The sequence below is a fragment of the Blastopirellula sp. J2-11 genome (genome assembly GCF_024584705.1).
Taxonomy (GTDB): Bacteria; Planctomycetota; Planctomycetia; order Pirellulales; family Pirellulaceae; genus Blastopirellula.
Window position 1 is genome coordinate 4,181,966 of sequence record NZ_CP097384.1, and the last position, 21,788, is coordinate 4,203,753.

At 55.7% G+C, this 21,788-nt stretch carries 21 protein-coding genes and 1 tRNA gene; 12 read left to right on the forward strand and 10 right to left on the reverse strand.

Translation table 11 applies throughout. The annotated features are described in order from the left end of the window. The first annotated feature begins 522 nt into the window (after positions 1-522). Positions 523-1,923 (forward strand): IS4 family transposase, encoded by a 1,401-nt coding sequence (locus tag M4951_RS16505; RefSeq protein ID WP_262022749.1) that lies wholly within the window; start codon positions 523-525, stop codon positions 1,921-1,923. A gap of 88 nt (positions 1,924-2,011) precedes the next feature. Here M4951_RS16505 and M4951_RS16510 read toward each other — a convergent pair whose 3' ends face one another. Together M4951_RS16510 and M4951_RS16515 are read right to left on the reverse strand one after the other, a co-directional pair. Continuing rightward, complete coding sequence (locus tag M4951_RS16510) at positions 2,012-2,740, reverse strand: hypothetical protein (protein ID WP_262022750.1); 729 nt, start codon at positions 2,738-2,740, stop codon at positions 2,012-2,014. Positions 2,741-2,743: 3 nt separating this feature from the next. After that, entirely contained in the window at positions 2,744-3,940 is a 1,197-nt protein-coding gene (locus M4951_RS16515) for a type IV secretory system conjugative DNA transfer family protein (RefSeq protein ID WP_262022751.1), read from the reverse strand. Between the two features lie 40 nt (positions 3,941-3,980). Here M4951_RS16515 and M4951_RS16520 point away from each other — a divergent pair, with 40 nt between their 5' ends. Beyond that, positions 3,981-5,969 carry an NACHT domain-containing protein gene (locus M4951_RS16520; RefSeq protein ID WP_262022752.1) on the forward strand — a complete coding sequence of 663 codons (1,989 nt, stop codon included), beginning with the start codon at positions 3,981-3,983 and terminating at the stop codon, positions 5,967-5,969. 12 nt (positions 5,970-5,981) lie between these two features. Here M4951_RS16520 and M4951_RS16525 read toward each other — a convergent pair whose 3' ends face one another. Beyond that, positions 5,982-6,404 carry a hypothetical protein gene (locus M4951_RS16525; RefSeq protein WP_262022753.1) on the reverse strand — a complete coding sequence of 141 codons (423 nt, stop codon included), beginning with the start codon at positions 6,402-6,404 and terminating at the stop codon, positions 5,982-5,984. Between the two features lie 327 nt (positions 6,405-6,731). Between M4951_RS16525 and M4951_RS16530 the strand changes: the two genes are divergently transcribed. From M4951_RS16530 to M4951_RS16565, 8 genes are all read left to right on the forward strand, one after another. Continuing rightward, on the forward strand, positions 6,732-6,863 hold the full coding sequence (locus M4951_RS16530; RefSeq protein WP_262022754.1) for a hypothetical protein: 132 nt from the start codon (positions 6,732-6,734) through the stop codon (positions 6,861-6,863). 472 nt (positions 6,864-7,335) lie between these two features. Next, complete coding sequence (locus M4951_RS16535; RefSeq protein WP_262022755.1) at positions 7,336-7,914, forward strand: hypothetical protein; 579 nt, start codon at positions 7,336-7,338, stop codon at positions 7,912-7,914. A gap of 163 nt (positions 7,915-8,077) precedes the next feature. After that, complete coding sequence (locus tag M4951_RS16540; RefSeq protein WP_262022756.1) at positions 8,078-8,716, forward strand: recombinase family protein; 639 nt, start codon at positions 8,078-8,080, stop codon at positions 8,714-8,716. A 408-nt stretch (positions 8,717-9,124) separates the two neighbouring features. Next, entirely contained in the window at positions 9,125-9,874 is a 750-nt protein-coding gene (locus M4951_RS16545; RefSeq protein WP_262022757.1) for a site-specific DNA-methyltransferase, read from the forward strand. Between the two features lie 135 nt (positions 9,875-10,009). Next, positions 10,010-10,987, forward strand: a complete 978-nt coding sequence (locus M4951_RS16550) for a DUF3991 and toprim domain-containing protein (protein ID WP_262022758.1) — start codon at positions 10,010-10,012, stop codon at positions 10,985-10,987. Positions 10,988-11,135: 148 nt separating this feature from the next. Further along, complete coding sequence (locus M4951_RS16555; protein ID WP_262022759.1) at positions 11,136-11,369, forward strand: hypothetical protein; 234 nt, start codon at positions 11,136-11,138, stop codon at positions 11,367-11,369. After that, positions 11,366-11,695, forward strand: a complete 330-nt coding sequence (locus M4951_RS16560) for a type II toxin-antitoxin system RelE/ParE family toxin (protein ID WP_262022760.1) — start codon at positions 11,366-11,368, stop codon at positions 11,693-11,695. Before M4951_RS16555 ends, M4951_RS16560 begins: the two co-directional genes overlap by 4 nt. A 466-nt stretch (positions 11,696-12,161) precedes the next feature. Next, positions 12,162-12,425 (forward strand): hypothetical protein, encoded by a 264-nt coding sequence (locus tag M4951_RS16565; protein WP_262022761.1) that lies wholly within the window; start codon positions 12,162-12,164, stop codon positions 12,423-12,425. A gap of 118 nt (positions 12,426-12,543) precedes the next feature. Here M4951_RS16565 and M4951_RS16570 read toward each other — a convergent pair whose 3' ends face one another. From M4951_RS16570 to M4951_RS16580, 3 genes are all read right to left on the reverse strand, one after another. Beyond that, positions 12,544-12,831 (reverse strand): hypothetical protein, encoded by a 288-nt coding sequence (locus M4951_RS16570; protein WP_262022762.1) that lies wholly within the window; start codon positions 12,829-12,831, stop codon positions 12,544-12,546. 882 nt (positions 12,832-13,713) lie between these two features. Next, positions 13,714-14,712, reverse strand: coding sequence for a tyrosine-type recombinase/integrase (locus M4951_RS16575; protein WP_262022763.1), 999 nt, complete (start codon positions 14,710-14,712; stop codon positions 13,714-13,716). 97 nt (positions 14,713-14,809) lie between these two features. Beyond that, positions 14,810-14,883 (reverse strand) — tRNA-Val (locus tag M4951_RS16580). Between the two features lie 215 nt (positions 14,884-15,098). Here M4951_RS16580 and M4951_RS16585 point away from each other — a divergent pair. Beyond that, positions 15,099-15,947 carry a hypothetical protein gene (locus M4951_RS16585; RefSeq protein WP_262022764.1) on the forward strand — a complete coding sequence of 283 codons (849 nt, stop codon included), beginning with the start codon at positions 15,099-15,101 and terminating at the stop codon, positions 15,945-15,947. 72 nt (positions 15,948-16,019) lie between these two features. Continuing rightward, complete coding sequence (locus M4951_RS16590) at positions 16,020-16,958, forward strand: aldose 1-epimerase (RefSeq protein ID WP_262022765.1); 939 nt, start codon at positions 16,020-16,022, stop codon at positions 16,956-16,958. A gap of 757 nt (positions 16,959-17,715) precedes the next feature. Here M4951_RS16590 and M4951_RS16595 read toward each other — a convergent pair. The 4 genes from M4951_RS16595 to M4951_RS16610 all read right to left on the reverse strand — a co-directional run bounded on the left by M4951_RS16595 (position 17,716) and on the right by M4951_RS16610 (position 21,760). After that, on the reverse strand, positions 17,716-18,117 hold the full coding sequence (locus tag M4951_RS16595) for a hypothetical protein (RefSeq protein WP_262022766.1): 402 nt from the start codon (positions 18,115-18,117) through the stop codon (positions 17,716-17,718). A gap of 235 nt (positions 18,118-18,352) precedes the next feature. Beyond that, positions 18,353-19,183: an ABC transporter permease gene (locus tag M4951_RS16600; protein WP_262022767.1), complete on the reverse strand. Its 831-nt coding sequence runs from the start codon at positions 19,181-19,183 to the stop codon at positions 18,353-18,355. Positions 19,184-19,185: 2 nt separating this feature from the next. Beyond that, a complete protein-coding gene (locus tag M4951_RS16605) occupies positions 19,186-20,181 on the reverse strand; it encodes an ABC transporter permease (RefSeq protein WP_262022768.1) in 996 nt (331 codons plus the stop codon). A 19-nt stretch (positions 20,182-20,200) separates the two neighbouring features. Next, entirely contained in the window at positions 20,201-21,760 is a 1,560-nt protein-coding gene (locus M4951_RS16610; RefSeq protein ID WP_262022769.1) for an ABC transporter substrate-binding protein, read from the reverse strand. Positions 21,761-21,788: the final 28 nt, after the last annotated feature.

A 21,788-nucleotide genomic window follows, 5' to 3' on the forward strand; every position in this document is an offset into this window, starting at 1 on the left:
GTGGCAAAGGATTGATCGGTTTTGCCTTAAAATCGTAAGCTATCTCCGATTGGCATCCGCTTCATTTGCGCAATCGCTTCTCTCAATCGCGCAACGGCGGCATCATCATCATGCTGGCTTGCCCATCGGCCCGACCTCGACATTGCTTCTAGAAATGCCTCTTCGACGACCGCGGCATTTTCACCCGATCCTTCTTCTGTAGTTCTAGATAGGCCCGCATATCCTCATCCGAAACCCGCTTGCAAGACGCAATTTCATAGCACGGGATTTCGCCACAGGCGATCAACTTGTAGGCAAGGCTAAGACCTTAAGTCCGCCCACATCTCACGCGCATGAATTCCAGATCTGTCGATTTCCTGATCGCCCGTGCTAGCGTCTTTAAATTGGGCGGTGGCTTATAGCTTGGCGTTTTGCATTGGATTTATCGAGACTTCATGGGGGAATTTAGGGTGGATTTCTGATTGGCGATTGCATGGATGAAAGAGGAGGCAACCTACTTTTTCACCAAGAACGGAGTCGATCATGAGCGTCACTCAACAAGCGAATCAGAGTTTGGGGCAAGCCATGTTTGGGCAGGCGGAGTTGGGCGACAAGCGACGCACCAACCGCGCGGTTGCGGCATTTGACTCCCTCTGTCGGCATCCCGGCGGGACGTTGCCCGAGAAGTTGGCGATAGGCGCGGAACTGAAAGGGCTTTATCGACTCTGCGAAAATGATGCGGTCGAGCATTCCGCGTTGATTGCGGCGATGCATGAATACACGCTCGCTCGCATCGAAGAGCATCAAGGCCCCGTTCTGGTCGTGCATGACGCCACCGAGTTGGATTACTCGACACTCTATTCGTTGACGGACGACCTGGGTCAGATCGGCCGCGGCAATCATCGCGGCTACATCTGTCAGAACGTGCTGGCCGTTGATTCCGAGTCGGGCGAAGTCTTGGGTCTGCTCGATCAGATCTTGCATTGCCGCGACGAAGTGCCTGAGAACGAAACGCTGCCTGAGCATCGCAATCGCGAGACGCGAGAAAGCCTGCTTTGGCCTCGCGGCGCGCAGCATCTGCCGGACGATTGGCGCTTGATTGACGTGGCCGATCAAGGGGCGAGCACGTTTGAGTTTTTCGAGCATGAATACCGCAGCGGTCGACGCTTTGTGATTCGCAACGGTAAATCTCGCAAGGTCTATCCGGGGCATGAAGCGAGCGGTCAAAAGCGGCTTTTACGGGGGTATGCGAAGAGTTTGCCGGAACTGGGACGTTTCACGATGGATGTTCAATCGCAACGCGGCAAGCAAGCCCGAAAGGCGCGGAAGCAGGCTGAGTTTATCTTGCGAGGAGGTCCGATTCTGCTCTGCGCGCCGCACGGCAAACATGGACATCACGGTAATGATCGGCTCTCCATTTATGTAACGTATGTCGAGGAAGCCGCTCCGCCGCGAAAAGAAAAACAAGTCAGTTGGCTGCTGCTGACGAACGAGCCTGTGCGTACGTTTGACGACGCTTGGCGCGTGGCTCAGTGGTATGAACGGCGGTGGGTTATCGAGGAATTTCACAAGGCGCAGAAGACCGGTTGCGGGATTGAGAAATTGCAATTCACCAACGTCCATCGCTTGCAACCGGCGATCGCGATGCTCTCGGCGGTGGCGTTAACCTTGCTAAATTTCCGCACGGCAAGTCGCAGCCCCGACGCCAAAACGCGTCCGGCGAGCGAAGTCATCGATCCGGAATATGTCGAGGTGCTCAGCCGCTGGCGACACGGGAAGTACGATGCAAACTGGTCCGTGTACGAATTTTTCTACGCACTGGCACGCCTCGGCGGTCACCAAAACCGTAGAAACGATAAACCGCCCGGCTGGCTGATCCTGTGGCGAGGCTGGGAAAAAATGCAGTGCATGATCGATGGATATCGAGTTGCGAAATGTGGGTAAACCTAAGGCTAAGACTGATCCGAAGTTCGTTCGCCAGTTCTTTGATGGTCAGCAGTTTCATGGATTTCTCTCGGGGAGGAGCGTTCGCTCAATTCATGTCGATATCGACGCCTGGACGTATGCAGTCGCCGAGCGGATGAGGTTTGGGGCTAGTTAGTGTCGCGGCGGCGGTGAGCACCATGATGATTTTGATCACGTCTTTCGCTTGGACAGGGGCGATAGGAAGAGAACGGAGGATGGTCTCTTGTTGGCCGATTGGGCTTGTCGCGGTCTGACAGAGCATCGATAAGACAAGTTCGATGCAAACCGCCTCCTCGACATCGTTGCGAGTCAGTCGCTTGCTGTCTTCCAGCTGACTGGCGAACGTCTTGGCTTCGTCATCCGGCTGCATATGGAATTGGGTTTTGACCGGCTGCCCTTGCCAGCTGCGCCAAATGACGACTGGTTGATCGTAGTAGCGACTGCGGAAGGCGATCGCTTCTTCGCTGAACCAGATCGTGAGTCGGCTGGCGAAAAACTGCCGGGCTAAAGCTTCCGGCGCCAAGGTTCGCAGTAGTTGCGACGCGAAGGAGCCAATCGTCAATCCGCCCAGGATGGAGAAAGCGATTCTCAATCCGACTTCCTCGATCCCAAGGTGCGACCAGACAATCACGACAGAAACGCCGTTGATGATCCAGATCAGGCATTCCGTAGCGAACTGTCCCCAACCGATGCTACGCCAATGAACGACGCGGGCTGAGACGACTGCTCGACGCTTATCGGGATCAAACAGGAGCGGCGGCCATGGGGAAAGGCCGGGCGCCGACACGCGGATCATCGCTTACCTTTCGTCAAACTTGCCGCGAAACAGTTCGTGCTTGTCGTAGTAGGCCCGCTGCAAGATCATCGGCCGGTAACCTGGTCGGATCACCAATTGCCGCAATTTTTTGTCATCACGAGCGAAGTAACGTCCGATTTCCTCGGAAGTCATCAGCGGATGCGTCGCTACCGACCAAGATTCGCCGGTGGCGGCATGTTTGGCCGCTTGTTCGAATGTGGGCATGTTCGTCGAGCGGGTGATCGCTAGCGACTGTCCCAGGAGCTTCGAGCAATAGTCCAGCGTCGTCTGATCGGCGCCTCCAAAAACTTGGAGCATGCCGGCGTTGGCGATGAACGTTTCGAAATTTTTGGGGAAGTTCGCCCGGAGCTGATTCAAATCCTGCAGAACGACATACATACGCAGGCCAAAGCCAGCTACCTGCCCTATCGCGACCTCCAAACAGCGCAACGCCCCTAATGAGAAAAATTCTTCCAAGAGAAAAATCGTCGCGTGTCCCTGTTGGTTGTGCTCTTCTTCATGGGCGGCGATCGCCAACTGCACAATCAGGCGAAGCCAGCCGCTGAGATCGGCCATCCGCATCGCCGGCAAGCTCACATAGAGGGCGAGCGAGCTTCGTTTTAAATCGCGGAGGTCGATCGAGTCGCCGCGAAGCACCTCCTGGATGCAGGGTATTGAAATAAATTCGAGGTGCTTGTTCAGATTGGAAAGAACCGACGAGAATTCGCCGCCGGTCCGCGAATAAAAATTCATCGCGGCGACGCGGACCATGCCTTCGCCAGCGTCGCTCTCGGTCATTTCTCGTTCCAACCAATAGCGACGCGGATCTTGCGGATCAGGCGTCGCCAATTCGGAAGCCAATTTCCAAACGGTGACGAGGTCACGCGTGCCCGCAAAACTTTCATGTTTGGCGACGAAGAGGCAGAGCGCAGCAAGAATCTGTTTCGCCGTATTGTCCCAATGCGGATCTTTGGTTTCGCCCGGCACGATCAAAGCGTCAGCGATCAGCTTGGTGTTCGGCACGAGCGTACGCCGGTCGGAATGGAGCAGAATTGTGAGCGGATTAAACGCTCGGCGAAAGCGGCGTGTGGTTTCGCCGGAACAATCGAACGGATCGAGCATGGCGACCTCTTGTCCCAGCCCATCGGCCCGCCAACGAGCCGTAATCTTGGCGATTTCTCCTTTCGGATCGATCACCACGAGGGAGGTCGAGGGCGGCAGACTCAGTGCTTGGGGAATAGTGGCGGTTCACTACCACAACGACATTGCAGAGATTGAGCGTGAGCTGGAGCTTCGCTTCGGTCCCCATCACGATGATTTCGTCGAAGTGAAACTCGAGAACCTGAAAGACATCTGCAAAAAAAAGGGGATTTCGCCGACCGGTCTGGCGAGGCTCACCGGCATTAGTCAGGCCCAGACTTGGCGAATCCTGAAGGATGGCGCCCAAAAGCGAAATCTGGGGATGCTTCTCGCGATTTCGCTCGCTCTGGAGTGCGATTTGGGGGAGGTCGTGGCCTCGCCGCCCCGATTCGGCGCGGTAATCTCCGAAACCGAGCTGGAGAGAATCGCCCCGCGTCTGCTCGATGTACGCATGGTCCGTACGCGTATCGATCCCAAGACTCCGGTCGATGTAACGACTTTCTACTACAAGACCGTCATCAGCTCTTCCCTGGGAGAAAGCGAAATAAAATCGCTCCGCGATCTCCCTTCCGACGCCGTTCTCATTCAGGGGCCAGCAGGCCAAGGTAAATCGACGTTACTTCGCTACTTGGCCGTCCAAGCGGTTGAAAGCAGGGCCGTTATTCCTATCTTCCTGGAACTTGCGCAGATTCACGATGAATCGCTCTGGGGCGCCGTTTCCAGCGAGTTGCAACTAGTCGGTCTCCGCCTAAATCAAGAGCTGGAGAAGAGTATCTACGAGCGTGGAGAAATCGCCCTGCTGCTCGACGGCCTCCATGATTTGACGCCAGATCGCCGCTCAGGCGTTCTGAAAGAATTAGGGCAACTGAAGAAACAGTACCCCAATCTCCCTATCGTAGTCGCCTCTCGGCCGCTCGTGGCGGCAATCCCGAATTGGCTGCAAGTGGTTGATCTTGTTCCCCTTGGAGAAGCCGATCTCAGTTCGGTAATCGGGCTTCATACTTCGCCGGACGAAGCCGAGACGCTCGTGAAGGCGTTAGTCAGCGACGCCGTCAGTTTTTCGATCCGCAAGCTGATTACGTCGCCCCTCATGGTGGAACTTCTTATCGTCCATTTCCGCCGGAGTCAAAATCTTCCGGCCGGCGTCGCCGAATTCTTCAACGGGGTTCTCTATGCCGTGATGGAGACGCTCAACGTCAAGCTGCATGGCCCCAGTCTCCCCTTGCGGTGCGGACTTGATCCCCTGGCGTTTCGACGTTTTTTTGAAGCGTTCTGTTTCGTGATTCAGGGAGAACGGGGCGAGGCGCCGATACATCGGTTTGATCTCGAAGAAATGTCGCGTAAAGCCCTGACGCTCGTGTCGCAAGCCTCTACGCCTTCCGCGGCGCTCGACGATGTGCTTGTCGTAACGGGCCTGATGGAGGAAGAGGAAGGTTATTGTCGGTTTCTCCACAAGAGCGTGCGGGAATACTTCGCCGCCCTCTTTGTCCGACATTCCGACGAGTTTCAAGCCGAACTCCTCTATCAAGATCTTCGTCGCAGTTGGCAGAAATGGATGCCGGTTCTGGAATTCCTGGAGGTGATCGATCGTCAGCGTTGCCTGGAGTACGTTATTTTGCCGGAATACGCCGATCTGGAGCCGTTCGAGGCGACAACTCTCGCTTCCAATTATCTGCGACTCGCCTTGAACAAACGCGACTCGAAAACACTCAAGCCAGTCCAAGAGCCGCAATTTGACTGGCGACTATCGCGTTCCACTTCCTACACCCTTCGCCGAGAGGAGCTGTTGGGAGTTTTGGATCAGACCTCCGTTCTCCATCTCATTCAGAACGAATCATGGGGGCCATCCGCAAGTCAGAAGCTTGAGGCTCAGGGGAAAGTCGTCGTCGACCGAGCATCCAGCGATTCGTCCTCCGGACGGCCCGGTTGGGCATTCTCGCCGGAGACGAAGTGCGGTTGGCAAATTCGCAACAGCCGGAACTCCATTCAAGGCAGAATGTTTCTGCCCAGTTCGCCAACGTTAGAACAACGAGCCGCCTATCATCGACAGCGTTTTCAGCAACTACGGTCCGAACTCGATCCACGTTGACGCCCAAAAGATCTAGGGCATTTCCAAGGGATCAAAACGATATTGAGAGGTCCGTTTTCCGAGGAAGTGGGCTCGTAGTACCGCGGAATCCTGCTGAATTGGAAGTTTCTTTATTTCCTCGGCCGCTCCATTGGCTGCGGCGACTAGTCGCATTGCGTTTCGCAGCAACTCACTCAGCTTGTCGGCCTCCGCCCATTCGGCGTCGGTGAGATCACTCCAGTCAAAATCTTCCGGCTTTCCGTCGAAGCCGTGGATTCGCCAATCGACGTCTCGGACGCGGTTGAATTCCTGCTGAAGGGACTCGCTTGTTCTTGTGCCGCAGAGCCAATCGTTACAACTCTCGCCGACTTTTCGTACCAGTTCGACCAGTTCTTGCGGACTCAGAAACTCCGTTTGTCGCTTATCATCCTTATCTGATTCAACCCTGGGTTCCATTCATTTCACCACCGCTTCATTCGACCTAGCCAAACATTACCTCGAGAGCATCCTGCGGCGCAAGAGAAAAGTTGTCGTGATCGCTTGCCTGAATTCGATGTCAGGGGCGCCCATGGGGATCAAGAAACAGCTTGCGATATGGCGAATACTTGCGCTACGGTAGTCCTGTCGGGCGAATAGTCGCCCGATGAGGTGTCGTAGCCTCCAGACAAACGGTCCGTCAGGTCCGGATGGTCGCGAAATACAAGAGGGCCTCCGGTCTAAATACGCGGCACTGCTGTCTGGCGGTTACGAACATCCGGACGCCAACCGAGAGGACCGTCACCGATGGAAAAAATTTTCGTTACCCAAGCGGAAATTGACGCTGCCGAGCATACGCTCTGTCCGTATGGAGCCAGCGCCGCCGGGCGGCTAGCCGCCAACAACGATGTGGTCGCCAAGGAAGATAACTTCCGCTAAGCCGTCATTCACCTTGCTTTGCTTGGCTGTCGAGACGCAAAAGCCCGGAGAGATCGCCTTCGAGATCCATGGCAAAACGGCCAACGACAATCTTGAACCGAGCGGATGACGACTCCATCGCTTCCGCAGCGCGCGTTTTCCCCCTTCAACAACTCAAAAAAAGCAACAGGTGTCGCTTGACGGGTTTGCGTTTGTGGACAAGTTCGGGCATGCTTTTCGGGAAGAGTCGATTCCGGCTCTTTAGTTCAACAGTCCTTTAACAAGGAGATTTCATCACGAACCCATAGAAAAACCCGCCAAAAAAATTAGCGGGCTTCTCGAAACTTTTGCAACTAAAGCGATGCGAGCTCTCAACAGGTTCAGCATCGCACGAAAACGAAATGCGATGCAAGCACTAATTCGATTCTTGCAACAGTTTTTTGCGGCCTGAATTTTGGCGAGGTTTTCTTCAGCACGAAAAGGAGAAAACATCATGCTGCATATCTCACATACCGCCGCCATTCTGGCGCAGCGGCCCTATCAGGCCACCGAGGAATTACGAAACGCTCCGCAACGTAAATCACTCGCCTGCCCGTCTGACCGGGGAACCTTCATTCGACCGCTCAAGCAATGTTTTATTCGCAATCCGCGACTGATGCCGATGACCCGTCTCGCCCTCTCCTTACTTGCCGGTTGGGCCGGACATGGCGGTTTGATCCAGACCACGATTGGGATCATCGCCAGACATTTGAGGCGTTCGCGACGCCAGGTATTTCGTTATCTGCGTGACGCCGCCGAGGAGGGTTACCTCTACTATTCGAAAACGAAGGACCGCATTGGCCGCTATACCGGTATCTCGATCCGGCTCAACTTCTCCGCTATTCGCCATGAAAAGCAAGGGAAGCGAACGGCAACCGAGTCGAAAACCGCGAAAACGCTAGAGGTGACACAGGAGTCCGACACTAAAGCAAAGATTCTTATTTCTATGCCGAATGAAGAAGGATTCCAACGAAGATTAGCGGCGATTTGTCGGAGGAATGGAATTGATCCTCCTTCTTCCACATCGTTATGAAAATGATGGGGCGATAGGAAACAAAATTCTAGGGCAAAATCGGTCGACGGCGACTCGATATCGCTTCCCGATGGCGAAAATCTGACAAATAGGGTTCCGAGAAAAATCGTCTGTTGGCTGCCTGGGCTTCCAATCGAAAATTAAACCGTGACAACCTGCCAAAATGCGTCTACCCTTTTTGACGCATGCCCAGCTCGAAATTGCATCTCTCGCCTGTTACTGCCGCGTCTCTACGCGACGGCAGAAGACGGCCAGTCAGCGTGCGGAGATCGAAAGTTGGCTTCAAAGTCGCGGTCTTGATCCCTCTTCCGTTTGGTGGTTTGAAGATATCGAGACAGGGAAAAAGCTTGATCGGCCAGCGTTCGAACGATTGCAGCAAGCAGTCGCTAGTGGAAAAATACGAACAATCGTCGTCTGGAAGTTGGATCGCGTGTCCCGGCGACTGAAAGAGGGAGTCAATTTGCTGGCGGAGTGGTGCGAGTCAGGCGTACGGATCGTATCAGTCACCGAACAGATTGATCTCTCTGGACCGGTCGGCCGGATGATCGCCAGCGTAATGTTCGGTCTGGCGGAGATTGAGCTGGAGTTCCGTCGGGAACGCCAAGCGGCCGGAATTCGGCTCGCCAAGAAGAATAGAGTTTACCAAGGTCGCCGCCCCGGAACGACCAAAGCAAAACCGCTCCGTGCCCATGAACTACGCAAGAATGGCCTGCTGGTCGCGGAGATCTCCCAAGCCCTTGGCGTTAGCGAGCGAACGGTATTTCGCTATCTTGCTGACGAACCTAGTTCCGTGCCGTCGTAAAATCGTTTTATCGTTGGCACGACTTGCCGCATTCACGCAGGCGATTTTCTTTCCTATCGCCCCCGCAATGGATTTCGCCAGTCGCGAATTTCGGACAAATTCGTCAGTCTCGAGTTTGAGACACACTTTGCAACGACGCTTCTTGCTTTGACTTGCGGAACGCTCGAGTGGAACCTCAATTGCTTGAGAATTGAATACATCGTCTCTCTTCGGCCGGGCAATAGGAAACAAGAATGCACCCTGGATGATCGCCGTCTGTGGCGTCAAGGGTCGCGAAAATTTTCCTCATCGCAAAGAGCGGGAAATTTTTCGGCGATCCGCCGGGCGGCAAACCCTGGACGCCCAGACCTTAGCGATCATCCGATCGGCTGGCATCGTTTCCCACAACCAACCGAAAGGAGAAAAACGATGATCCTAACCACCGATCCACAAACTCTGGCCCCACAGTCTGTCCCCACTCCCAACAACAGCGAGCAAAACTTCACGCCGAAACCGAAATTCATCGAACTACCGGTCGCTCCGCGAAACGCCAGTCCCGTTCCCGAACTAACCAGCATCCACAGCGTCAAAGGACGCGGACCGTACGGCAATTGTCGCTATCGAGGCAACTGCGGCGGGCACATCATTCGCGATCTGTTGCGATACTTCCAACCCAAAAGCGTTCTCGATCCGATGATGGGCTCCGGCACCTGTCGCGACGTTTGCCGAGAACTCGGCATTCCGTGTCACTCGATGGATGTTCGCAAAGGACAAGACGCGGCCGATCGAGCCAGCTACGCCGACTGCGAACCGGTCGACTTCGTCTGGATGCACCCGCCCTACTGGCGTATGATTCGCTACAACGACGATCCTCGCTGCCTTTCCAATGCTCCATCACTCGACGATTTCCTGGATCGCATGGAGCTCGTACTGCGAAACTGCCAGGGCGTGCTCAGGCCTCGCGGCAAGATCGCCGTCTTGATCGGCGGCTATAGCGATCGCGGTCGTTACCAACCGTTGCCGCACCTGCTCGTGGCTCGGGCCATCCAAGTCGGTCTCTGGCCTGCTTGCACCGAGATCATTCGCTTTCAGCATGGCAATACTTCGTCCCGAAAAACGTATCAGTCGAGCTTTATTCCCAGACTGCATGACGTATGTCTCGTGTTCGAGCGGGTCTAAAGCATGACGACGAAGCGTAAAATCGCATTTCCGCCGATACGCTTCGTCGCCTCGCCGCAATTGCGACTTTCTTTTCCTATCGCCCCCGCTGCATTTTTGCTTGCCTCAGAGAACGCATCCGCGCTACGATTCCGCATGACTGAGGCGAAACGAACCGACGAGTTGGAAGACTTCAAATCGCAGATCAATTTCTGCCAATACGCCAGCTCACGCGGCTTTACGCTCGATCCCAAGCAGAGCAGCCGCAGCAGCGCCGTGATGCGGCACGCAAACGGCGATAAGCTGATCGTCGCTCGCTCGCCAAATCGCCATTGGATCTATTTCAATGTGCATGACGCTCGTGATCGGGGCACGATTATTGACTTTGTCCAAATACGTGATCGGTTATCGCTTGGCGAAGTTCGTAAGGAACTGCGTCCCTGGATCGGTCGCCAAGAGATGATCGCCCTGGCTAAGCAGCCAACATTTTCCGAACTGATGCCGGTGGAACATGACGTAGCTCGCGTGCTGGACGTTTGGCTAAAAGCCCAAGCAGTCAACGGCTCACAGGCTTATCTGGAGCAGCAACGAAAAATTCCCCAGGCAGTGATGGGCAATCCGATTTTTGCGGATCGAATTCGTATCGATCATCGCGGCAACGCCCTCTTTCCGCATTTTAGCTGCGATGGTCTGTGCGGGTTTGAGATTAAGAACAACAACGGTTTCACTGGCTATTCGCCTGGCGGCGTGAAAGGACTGTGGTGCTCTCGACCCCAGCTGGACGATCTACAGCTAGTGATTTGCGAAACGGCGATCGACGCCTTGAGCTATGCCGCGTTATTCGGCGTGACGCGAACTCGGTTCGTCAGTACCGCCGGGCAGATCAGCCCTGCTCAGGCAAAGCTATTGCAATCCGCTGCAGAGAAATTTCCCGAAGAGGGTCAGATCGTGCTGGCGATGGATAACGATCCCGGCGGGCGTCAACTGGTCGATACGATCTCCCAGGAACTGTCGGAGATCGATCTCGCGAACAAACTTCTTGTTGTGCGGCAGCCAGATGTCGAGGGAGAAGATTGGAACGATGTGCTCAAACGGACCGGCAGGACATCCCCGGCTTCACCGGCCTTTGGTTAGGCACGATCCGCTTTTACGACGCAACGTAAAATCGCATTTACGACTGTCCGCATACGCGTCTCCAACGGCTGCGACTATAATGGAGCGCGCCGAGTTGCTTTGACCAAACCGGAGCGTTCATGCTACGATCGCAGAAAAGGAGAAAACCATGGAAATTGACCTGCCGGAAGATCTGACGCAGCGGCTAAAACAGCGGGCAGCTAGCGGCATGAGCGAGATCGACGTCATTCGCCAAGGACTCGACGCACTCGATTGGCAAGACGGCGAACGTTCGGCGATCCAAGAAGGGATCGAGGCGATGGCGGCGGGCCAAGTCGGAGATTTCCACGAATTCGATCGCCAGTTTCGTCAACAACACGGCATCGCTCCCGACGCCTCATGATCGATTTGAAGATCACCGAGCCTGCCCAGCAAGATATTCAAGCCGCCTACCAGTGGTGGCGGGATCATCGTTCTCGGCGGCAAGCGGATCGCTGGTATCTAGGCCTCTATCAAGCGATCGAGTCGCTGCGGCAAAATCCCGAGCGATGTCCCCTCGCCCCGGAAGCCGCCCTGCTTCCCCAAGGCGTCCGGCAGCTTCTCTTCACAATCGGCAAACGCCCCACGCACCGCATTGTCTTCGCCTTTGACGAAAACGCGGTCACGATCTTGCGCGTTCGTCACGCCGCCCAGGCTGATCTCCAGGCGGAAGATTTACCTCGTGAGTGAACCGAACTATAGCGGGACGTAATGACGACGTTCCGGATCACCGTAACACCGCAACTGCTGCGATACGATCTTGCAGCAAATCGTAATCCGGTCCAGACAAGCAACTCGATCTCTTCTAACCCGCCGCCTGTTTTCACTGGTCGAGCGTGAGCTGCATGATCGCCTTATCGTGCCGTCGTATTTCCGCATTTACGACGCTGCGAAATTCCGCTGTTACGATCCGTCGCATTTGCGATGGGTTGAAATTCTGGATTCGATCTCGGTCCCATTTCGTGCTAGGAGAAATTCAAGCAGGCAAGACTCGCCAGCCTGGCCCAAGCTGCCGCACGGCCGCACCTATGCGATCAATGCCCGGCCCGCACAAACGTGTGGGGCATGACCGCGGAGCGTCGCGAGCGGCGAGGAACCAGCAAGGCTGGCAAGTGCCCGCTGAAATACTCAACTAGCAACAGAAAAGGAGACCATCATGTCTAAATCCAAAACCAATTCGCCCGTCCACCGCATCCACATCGGAAGCGTCAGCGTGTCGATTTTCGCCAACCAGTCGCAACTCGGGAAAACGTTTCATTCCGCCCAGTTCGATCGGAGCTATCTCGACGGCGACGAGTGGAAACATACCCGCAGCTTCGGACGGGACGATTTGTTGGTGCTGGCCAAACTGGCCGATCAGGCTCACAGCTGGATCGTGGAGAACCGCGAAGTCGACGGCGAATCGCCTGAGCCGAACTAGACGCAAATGGCCGTACCAGCGACTGCCGGTGCGGCCTTCGCCTTGCGATGAATCGCAAATGCAATTTTACGATTTTGCGGCGATACGGCGATAAACGTTCAAACTACATGCGATCACGCTAGTACCCAGGCCGACGGCGAAAATGGCAGATCGCCAAGCCGACGATATTGTCAGGCAGTTCCACGTAAATCAAACCATAAGGGAACTTGCGAAACGGGAAGCAGCGTGTGCCATGGAAGTAGGGGGTCCAGCTTTGGGGAGGCCCATCGATAACCACATCGTCATAGTCCGACGCCATCATCTCGATCTCTTTGTGCAGCGTCGCCTTCGCCATGCATTCGTCACGCATATGGAGGATGCAGCGGAATACGTGAAACTCGGCCTCCTGGTACTCCCCTAGGGTCATGTGTACCCCTGCGCGCCCGTGCGCGACTTGATTGCGCATCTCGTACAGTCTCTTGCTTAGAGCATTGTCCTCCTTACTCGGCAAACAGCTTATGCCGAAGACATTCGAGAAAATCTTGTGTCGCTCCACATTGTTTTCGGATTGCCTCGATATCCAAGTCCAAATCGCAGGCTTACTATAGATAACCTTATCGCCGTCTCTCGTTCCTAGTTCAGCTACAACTGACTCTTCGACCTCAATCTCGTCGTAGTCGTTTGAATTGCCCGAGCGGGCGCTCGGTCGATAGTATAAGAGGGCCTTAAGAACGTCTCGCTCAAATTGCTCTTGTGCCCCCAGCAGCCGTAGCAGCGCGGAAGTAATCACGAAATCTGACTGATTCTTGAAGTCGGCTCCCGATCGCTGCCTGCCGATGTCTTCTGCCGATTGCGCTGATCGCTGTCCCAGTGACGTGATGCGGCCCCCCCAAGGTTGCTTTAGGCGATTGAAGTCAAGCATCGCCAGAACAAACGGGGGATCATCCTCGTTGCAAGTGATTCCCTGGGACCGAATCCACTCACGAACTTCCTCGAGATCGACCGTTCGAAGTCCCTGAGAATTGTTCCGAATTGGATTGCCGTTCCCATGGCTACTCGAATGGCTTCAACTTGGCGAAGTAACGCCCAACTAGCAATTGGCATTGTGCACCACCATACTGACCTAATTAGAGAAATTTAATCGGACTGTTTTCTCATGCCCATCGAAACCCGATCTTGGGAGACACTAACCTACGGCCTGAGGTTCGAATTTCGCCATGCTCTGGATTCTGCGTGGATATCCAATAGCAGAGCGGCGGAACGAATCGACTTTCTTCTTATGATTCCGCTTTAGTCCACTACCTCAACGTCATTTTCCAATCGCCTTCAACGCTTGTTGCCGCAGGAACTCCGGATTCCTCGCAATGTGCGAATAGACGCGGCTAACCATCGTCGGATCTTTGTGCCCCATGAGATGGGCAACGGAAATCGGGTCGACGCCGCCCTTGGTCAGGGCCTCCGTCGCGAATGAGTGCCGGGCGCCATACGCGATCACGCGGAAGCCGACCGTTTTGCTGACGCGGGTCAGTTGAAGAATGATGGCGTTCTTCGTCCAAGGACGGCCACGGGTGTTACGGAACAAGATGCCGGTCGGTCGGTCTTTCGCCAGTCGGGCGAGAATGGCTTTCGCCTCCGGAACCAAGTAAATCACCCGCGGTTCGTGCTCCCCTTTCGATTCGTCTGCCGGGAAGATGACGAGATCGTCGTGAAGGTGACGGGCCTCAATCGTTCTGGCTTCCAAGGGACGGCAGCCGGTTAGGTAGAGGAAGTCGAGCAGGTCGCCCAAAGGCCCGGGAACATTCTCTCGAATGAGCTTCCATTGCTCCGGGGTATAGAAAACGTCGCGTCGTTTCCGTTTCCGTTTCGGCTTCTTCATCCGCTTGATTGGGTTGCGGTAGAGATATTCTTGCTCGACCGCCCAGTTCAACATTCGCTGTACGATCCCGACGGCGTCATTTTGCGTGGTCGTGCCGACGGCCAGGCCTTCGTGCCATTTGGAAACGTGGTGCACCCGCAGTTGAGAAGGCCGCATTCGCCGGCCGACGCTGTCGATGAACGATTTCAGGTAGCGTTTGTGCAGTTGGTAGGTCGCCGGTTTGCGGTTCGCTTCGCACCAGTCGAGATAGGCCTGGGAGAGCTCATAGAGGGTGGTGAGTTCGTCCTTGACCTGCTCGCGATCGGCCATTAATTCGTGGAATTTGGCATGGGCGGCGTCGCGGTTTTTGCCTAGCGGAATTTGCCGGCCAGCGATGCTGCAGTACCAGCTTTTGGTCTGCTTGCGGTAGAAGGGTTTGGGCTGCCGTGGCATGAATCGCCTCCGTTTCGTGCATTGAATCGTGCATTTGACGATTTCATGCTTGGAGGCCTAGCGGCGAAAGGCAAGTTTTGCCCGAGAAAAAAGCGAGTGGGCGATGAGGGACTCGAACCCCCGACATCTTCGGTGTAAACGAAGCGCTCTAACCAACTGAGCTAATCGCCCGCGAAGCCCGAAATAATACCGTACAGCAAGAAAGATCGTCAATCGGGCGCCTTTTGTCGTAAGTGGGAGGAACCTTTGTCGGGGAAGGCTCGCTATAATCTGGAAATAATTCGCAACTCCCATCGCCTTCAATACTTACTAACACCTTGATATTCCTACGCATTCTCTTTCTGGCGGCCCATTTGGCCGGCATGAATTTCGCCGCGGCGGGTCCTTTGGCGTCAATTTGGGTCGATTGCCGCGGCGGCAAGCAGCGGGACGAGCCGCTGTTTTGCCTGGCTCGCACCGTTACTTGGTGGTCGCTCGCCGCGTTTGCGTTGGCGATGCTGCTGGGAGCCGTAAATGGGCTGTTAATCTGGGCAAGCGGGGATCGGGAATTCTTCTCGGCGCTGCTGCGGTTTTGGGAGACGAAGATCTTCTTCGGGTGGTGGGAACTCGCTTTTTATGGGGCCTGCGTCGGCGGCTTTCTGCTGTGGAGATCGCTTCGCCCAGTCGCGACGCGCTGGGAGCGGATTGTTTCGCGAATCTTGCTGCTGCTGGCCGGGACCAATCTGCTCTATCATTTTCCGCCGCTGTTCAGCGTGATCCAGATGCTGGCGCGCGAAGACGGGGCCGCAGGGCCGACGATCGATTCAAGCGAATTTCGCCGTTTAATGGCGACTCCCCAGGTAATCTGGCTCAGCGTTCATTTTTTGCTGGCGTCGACGGCTGTGACCGGCATGCTGACGGCACGTTTGGCCCTTTGGCGGTTGGAAGCCAGCATCGCCGACCCGATCGTCGCTCGATCGTCCTTGGCGGCTCTGATTGCGACGCTGTTGCAATTGCCGATCGGTACAGCGTTTCTGTTGGCATTGCCGGCCGGCGAGCAACGGAGCTTGATGGGCAGCGATATGGTCGCGACCGGCTTGTTTGTGGTCGCGATGCTCTCGGCTCTCTGGTTGATGCATGTGCTTGCCGCAGCTGCTTTTTTTCAGCGTACCTCACGCCAAGTGAATCAGGCGTTGGCGACCCTGTTTGGCGTGATCGTGCTGATGACGGCGGCGATGTTGGTGAGTCGCTTGTAGGCGATGCTCTAGGCAGCGGAGTTCCGCTCCGTTTCAATAAGAAAAACGCCGCCACTTTCTATGAGAAAAAACATGTCAATAGAAATAGCCGCCATCCGCGACGTTGAATCAGGCGCATCGGCCGAGATCGCCGTCGGTCTTGGTTTCAACTGCTTTCGCTTTTCCGTACCAGACGGCGAGAAGTCGCTGGAAATTCTTTGGGCGGAAGAAGGATTTGAGACCGGAACGCGTCGCGCATCGAGCAGCGGCATTCCCCTGCTCTTTCCTTTTCCCGGTCGCTTGAAAGGCGGCGTCCTCGCTTGGGAAGGGAAAGAATATCACGTGCCGGAAGGGGATGGCGGCGGCAACGCGATTCATGGATTTGCGCATACGCGTCCGTGGCGCATCGTCGCTCAAACCGAAAACAGCGTGACCGGAGAGTTCACCGCTTCGATTGACGATCCGAGCATCCTAGAAATGTGGCCGGCCGACTTTCGAATCAAGGCCACGTACGCGCTGCATGGCGCGACGCTTTCGGCGACGTACGAAGCGACTAATTGCGGCGACGCTCCGTTGCCATGCGGACTGGGGACGCATCCTTACTTTCGCGTTCCACTAGGAGGAAGCTCGGCCGACGCATGTCAGATACATGTGCCATACAGTTGCCAATGGGAGTTCTCTGACAAGATGGCGACCGGCGGCAAACTGCCGACCGAGCCGTTGAACGCGCCATTTTCCGCCACGTCGTTTGATAACGCGTTTGGCGATATGCAGTGGGCCGGCGGGACTTGTTTGACTTCGATCGAAGATCCGGAGAGCGGCGTGAAGATTACGCAGAGTTTCTCCGAGGAGTTCATCGGCGTGGTTCTCTACAACCCCGGACACCGCCAGGCGTTTTGCATTGAGCCTTACACGATGATCCCCGATGCGTTTCAGTTGGCGGCCCAGGGCAAAGAGGCCGGTCTGCGCATCTTGGCGCCAAGCGAGTCGTTCACGGCGAAGGTTGATATCGCCGTTGCGATGACCAAATGATCGTTGCGCTGGCGGGGCAGACATTTCTCTTCGTCGCCCGAAGCGCAAGTTTTGAGGTGGCGCAATTTTGCCAAACCGCATCCGGTTGGCCCGGATAGCTCCGCTATCGGGGCCGACGTAGTCGGTAAGAGGCATCGAGCCGTGGTCGGACGAACTTCGGTGGTCACTATACCGTTGGAAATGGCGAAAAGCCCCTGAACTGCTTACGGGGAACCAAGGCCTCTTACGGCTGCGCCGCCGCGGATAGCGGAGCTATCGCGGCCAACCAGGAAAATGGCGCAACTTCAAAAAGCGCAAGCGAGGGAATGCGGTCGCTACTTCAATCCATGTTGGTGTCGCCAAGCGGATTCCCTCGCTGGCGCTGCGGGCTAGTGCTCTGGCACGCGACAATTTTCAGGCGCCATGTTTTATTAGCCGTAGTGCGTTAGCACTGGTTTCTGATGGGAACTCATTTGCGAAAGACAATTGGTGACAGAAACCGCGGCTAACGCCGTGCGGCTGATTTCGTGGAAGCCGAAAATAGCGGTTTGACACAACACTAGTAGTCTACCGCAGCTCAATTTTCGGGCGCCCGGATTTCTAACCGAAAACTAAGGTGCGGCAGACTACTCGTGTCCAGTTGGTTCGAAATAACGCAACTTCAAAACGGGCTGTGATGAGAAAGCTGTTCGCCGAGGTCACCACAAAAAAAGACCGTGGGGTTATCCACGGTCTTTCGTATTTCACACGCTGAGTTCTGATTGTCTACGGCAAAAGCTTACTCGGCCGCAACCGGCAGCTTGCCCGCTTTGATCAGTTCGCCAAAGGTTTCGCCCGACGGCGATTTTTCGCCTTCGACCTTGACGATGGCGGCGAGGATCACTTCTTTGCCTTTGTCTTTGTCTTCTTTCAACAAGGCGACGATTTCGGCCTTGTCGAGCAGCTTGTCGAGAGCCACACCGTAAGCGTTACGGTCCTTCTTCGACTTGCCTTCGTGGCACAAGTTGCACTTCACTTCGGCGACCGCGGCAGCCAGCGATTTATCGGCATCGGTCTTCGGTTCTTTGACGTTGTAATTTTCGACAAACACGTCCATAAACGGCTTGATCGCAAACGCTTCATCAACGGTGACAATCGAGGCGACAGCGCCCAAAATCAGACAAAACAGAACTTTCTTCATCCTTACTCCTCCAAGGGTTTACGCGAGACCCGCCTAGCAGCTAACAGGTTGTACGGCAAACGGTCTTTTTTTGGTGGGATATTGGCAGGGAGGGCGCGTGTGGAATATGCCGTTGCCATTCTAGTTAAACTGCACGCAAATTCCGTGTCAAGCTACTCCCTCTGCTGTTTTCCCGAAGTTTATCCCCTTAGTTTACGCTGCAAATGATCTAAAGGGCCAAATATTTGCCGGAAGTTTACTTCCCGTGGTCCAAACGCGGGTCCAACGCGTCACGCAACCCGTCTCCTAGCAAATTAAAGCCCAGGATAGTGACAGAGATGGCCAGTCCCGGGGCAATTGCCGGCCAAATGCTTGTCGAAAGGTCATTTTTCGCCTCCGCCAACATTCCCCCCCATTCCGGAATGGTGGGATCGCCGCTGATTCCCAAAAAAGAAAGTCCGGCAACTTCCAAGATTGCGCTTCCCAGCCCCAGCGTCGCCAAAACGACCAGCGGACCTACCAACCCTGGCAACAACGACCAGAAGAAGATGTGCCGCGTTGTTGCGCCGGCGGCGACCGCAGCCGTCACATAGTCTTGCGAACGCAACGTCAGCGTTGTGGCGCGTATCTGTCGGGCAAAGATCGGGATGTTGATTAGCCCCACTGCAATGATCACCGCCGGCCAGCCTGGCGCTAGCGCCGCCATTACTAGCAGCGCAATCAAAATCGCCGGAAACGCCAGCACCACGTCGATTGAGCGCATGATCACTTGGTCGACGGCGCCTGGAAAATATCCGGCCGCCGCCCCCAGCGGAACGCCCAGGAAGATCGCCAACACAATCGACAAACTGCCGGCGGTCAGCGAGAGACGCGATCCGTAGATCACCCAGGTCAGCACATCTTTCTCGTTGGTGTCGGTTCCCAGCCAATGAGCGGCGCTAGGAGGCCCCAATTTCTCATCACGCTGATCGATCGGATACGGAGCGATCAGACTAGCCGTCATCGCGACCAGACAGACAAACACCACCACGACGCCGCCGATCAAAGCGCCGCGATTCGACAAAAATCGTTTCCAGGATCGATTCATCGTTACGACTGAGTCCGGATACGAGGATCGAGCCATAAGTACGCGATGTCCAGCAACAGATTCGCCGTCACAAACATCGCCGCAATCACCAGTGCGCCTCCCTGGACGACGGCGTAGTCTTGCTCACGCACGGCCGTCACCAGGTAGCGTCCCATACCGGGCCAATTGAAAACGGTCTCGGTTAAAACGGCGCCCGAGAGGAGCATGCCGACTTGGAAGCCTGCGATGTTGACGATCGGCACCGAAGCGTTGGGCAACGCGTGCCGCCACACGATTCGCCCTAGGGTCGCGCCTTTCGCTTTCGCAGTTCGCAAATAGTCGGACGATAAGACCTCGAGCATGCTGCTGCGGGTAATTCGTGAAATCACGGCGGCGGGAATGGTGGCCAGCGCGACAGCCGGCAACAGCAAATGTCGCAGCGCGTCGAGCGCCAGCGCAAATCGCCCAGTGAGGATCGCTTCGCATAAAAAGAAGTCAGTATGGAACTGCGAGATCATGGTCGGCGCAACACGGCCGCTGGTCGGCATGTTGGTAAAGATGGTCATCAGGCAGATCCCCAAAAAGAAGACCGGCACGCTGACGCCAAGCAGTGCGAATGTCATCGCCGCGTAATCGGGCCAACTACCGCGCCAGAGCGCCGATGCGACGCCGGCGCAAATACCCAACGGAACCGCCAACAAGATCGCTGTGATCGACAATTCCAACGTGGCCGGAATCGTTTCGGTCAATCGCGCGGCGACCTGATCGCCGTGAAAGAACGATACGCCCAGATCGCCCCGCAGCAGTTCGCCGGGCAAATCGATCAATTGCGCCAAGATCGGGCGATCCCAACCTTGCTGGGCCATTTCGGCGGTGACACGCGCCGGCACGCTATGCTGTCCGAATCGCGCCAGCGCCGGATTGCCCGGCAATAGTCGAATCGAAATGAAGATCAGCACCACGGCGACCGCGACGGTGGCCAGCGACTGCAAGATACGAACGAGTAAGAAACTCCACACGGCGAGTTCGGCCCTTTGTCTATTTGGCCAACTTCGTAAGTCGCAAACGGGTCAGCGACGAGGGATGCAGCAAATAGCCAGAGACCGCTTTGCTTTGCACGTTGCGTACCGACGTATGAACGAGCGGAACCAACGGTGCGTCAGCAAAAATCTCTTCTTGCGCTTCGCGATATAATTCGGCCCGTTTCTCCTGGTTCATTTCCACTTTCGCTTGGGCCAGCAAGTCGTGAACTTTTTGGCTGCGGTAGCGGCTCATGTTGTTGCCGCCGACATCGTTGATGTTGTCGAGATCAAGTAACGTATAGAGAAAGTTGTCAGGATCCGGCATATCGGCCGTCCAACCGGCCAGACCCAATTGATGTTCGCCGCGCGTCATACGGCGGAAGTGCTGCGAGTTTTGGTTCGTGACAATTTCGGTTTCGATCCCTACTTTGGCGAGCGAGTCTTTGATAAAGATCGCCGTTTGTCGCGGCTGCTGCATGTAAGGACGGGGATCGGTCATTACGAACAGTTGCAAGCGAATCGGCATCGGCACGCCGTCCGCCGCCGCTGCGGCCAGCAGTTGTTTCGCCTTTGCGGGATCGTAATCACGATCGGTCAGATCGGAATGACTTCCCCACAATGTCGGCGGCACCAACGTGACCGCTTTCGTCGCATGCCCCGAATAGGCCGACTTGATCAACTGGTCACGATCGATCGCGTACCAGATCGCTTCCCGAATCCGTTGATCGTCTAGCGGCGCTTTGTCGTTGTTCATCGTCAGGTAGCCGGTATTCATCCCTTCCTTTTCCTGCACGATCACCTCGGGATTTTTGGATAGCGAATCGATCTCGGCCGGGGGCAAATTGTCGGCGATGTCGATCTCGCCGCGGAGCAACTGCTTGACCCGCACCGCACTTTCTCCCACCGGCAAAAAGATCACGCCGTCAATCTCGGGCCGGCCGCGCCAATGATCGTCAAACGCCAGGAGCGTTAGCTGCTGATTGACGTTCCAAGAGTCAAACTGAAAGGGGCCCGTACCGACCGGGTGCTTCCAGAACTCTCCTTCGTACTTCTTCACAGCAGTCGGGCTCACGATACTGGCGGGAAACATCGCCATTGTCGTCAAAAAGGCGGCGGTAGGACGCTTCAAGCGAACTTTGACCGTCAGCGGATCGACCGCCGAGACCGACTCGATCGCTTCAAAACTTTGGACGTACGGAATCACCTGATCAAACACGAACGGGTGCATGGGAACCGTCAATCGCTCAAGCGAGAAGAGCACCGCGTCGGCGTCTAGCGGCGTTCCATCATGGAACGTCACCCCTTTTCGCAGGTGAAACGTCCACTCGAGTCCATCGTCGCTGGTCGACCATGATTCGGCCAGACTGGGGACGAGATCGAGCGTCTCCTCGTCGTAGGTGACAAGCGTATCGTAGATATTGCACATCACGGTGACCGATTCGCCGATGTCGGTATGGATGGGATCCAACCGATCAGCGTCGTCGCCGCGGCCATAAATCAAGATATTACTCGGCAGGGCTGGGCCGCCGCATCCGAGGAAAGTGGAGACGATTAGACAGAAGAGAAGCGAGCGCATACGTTCTTTCGATTAACTGCGTTCGGGG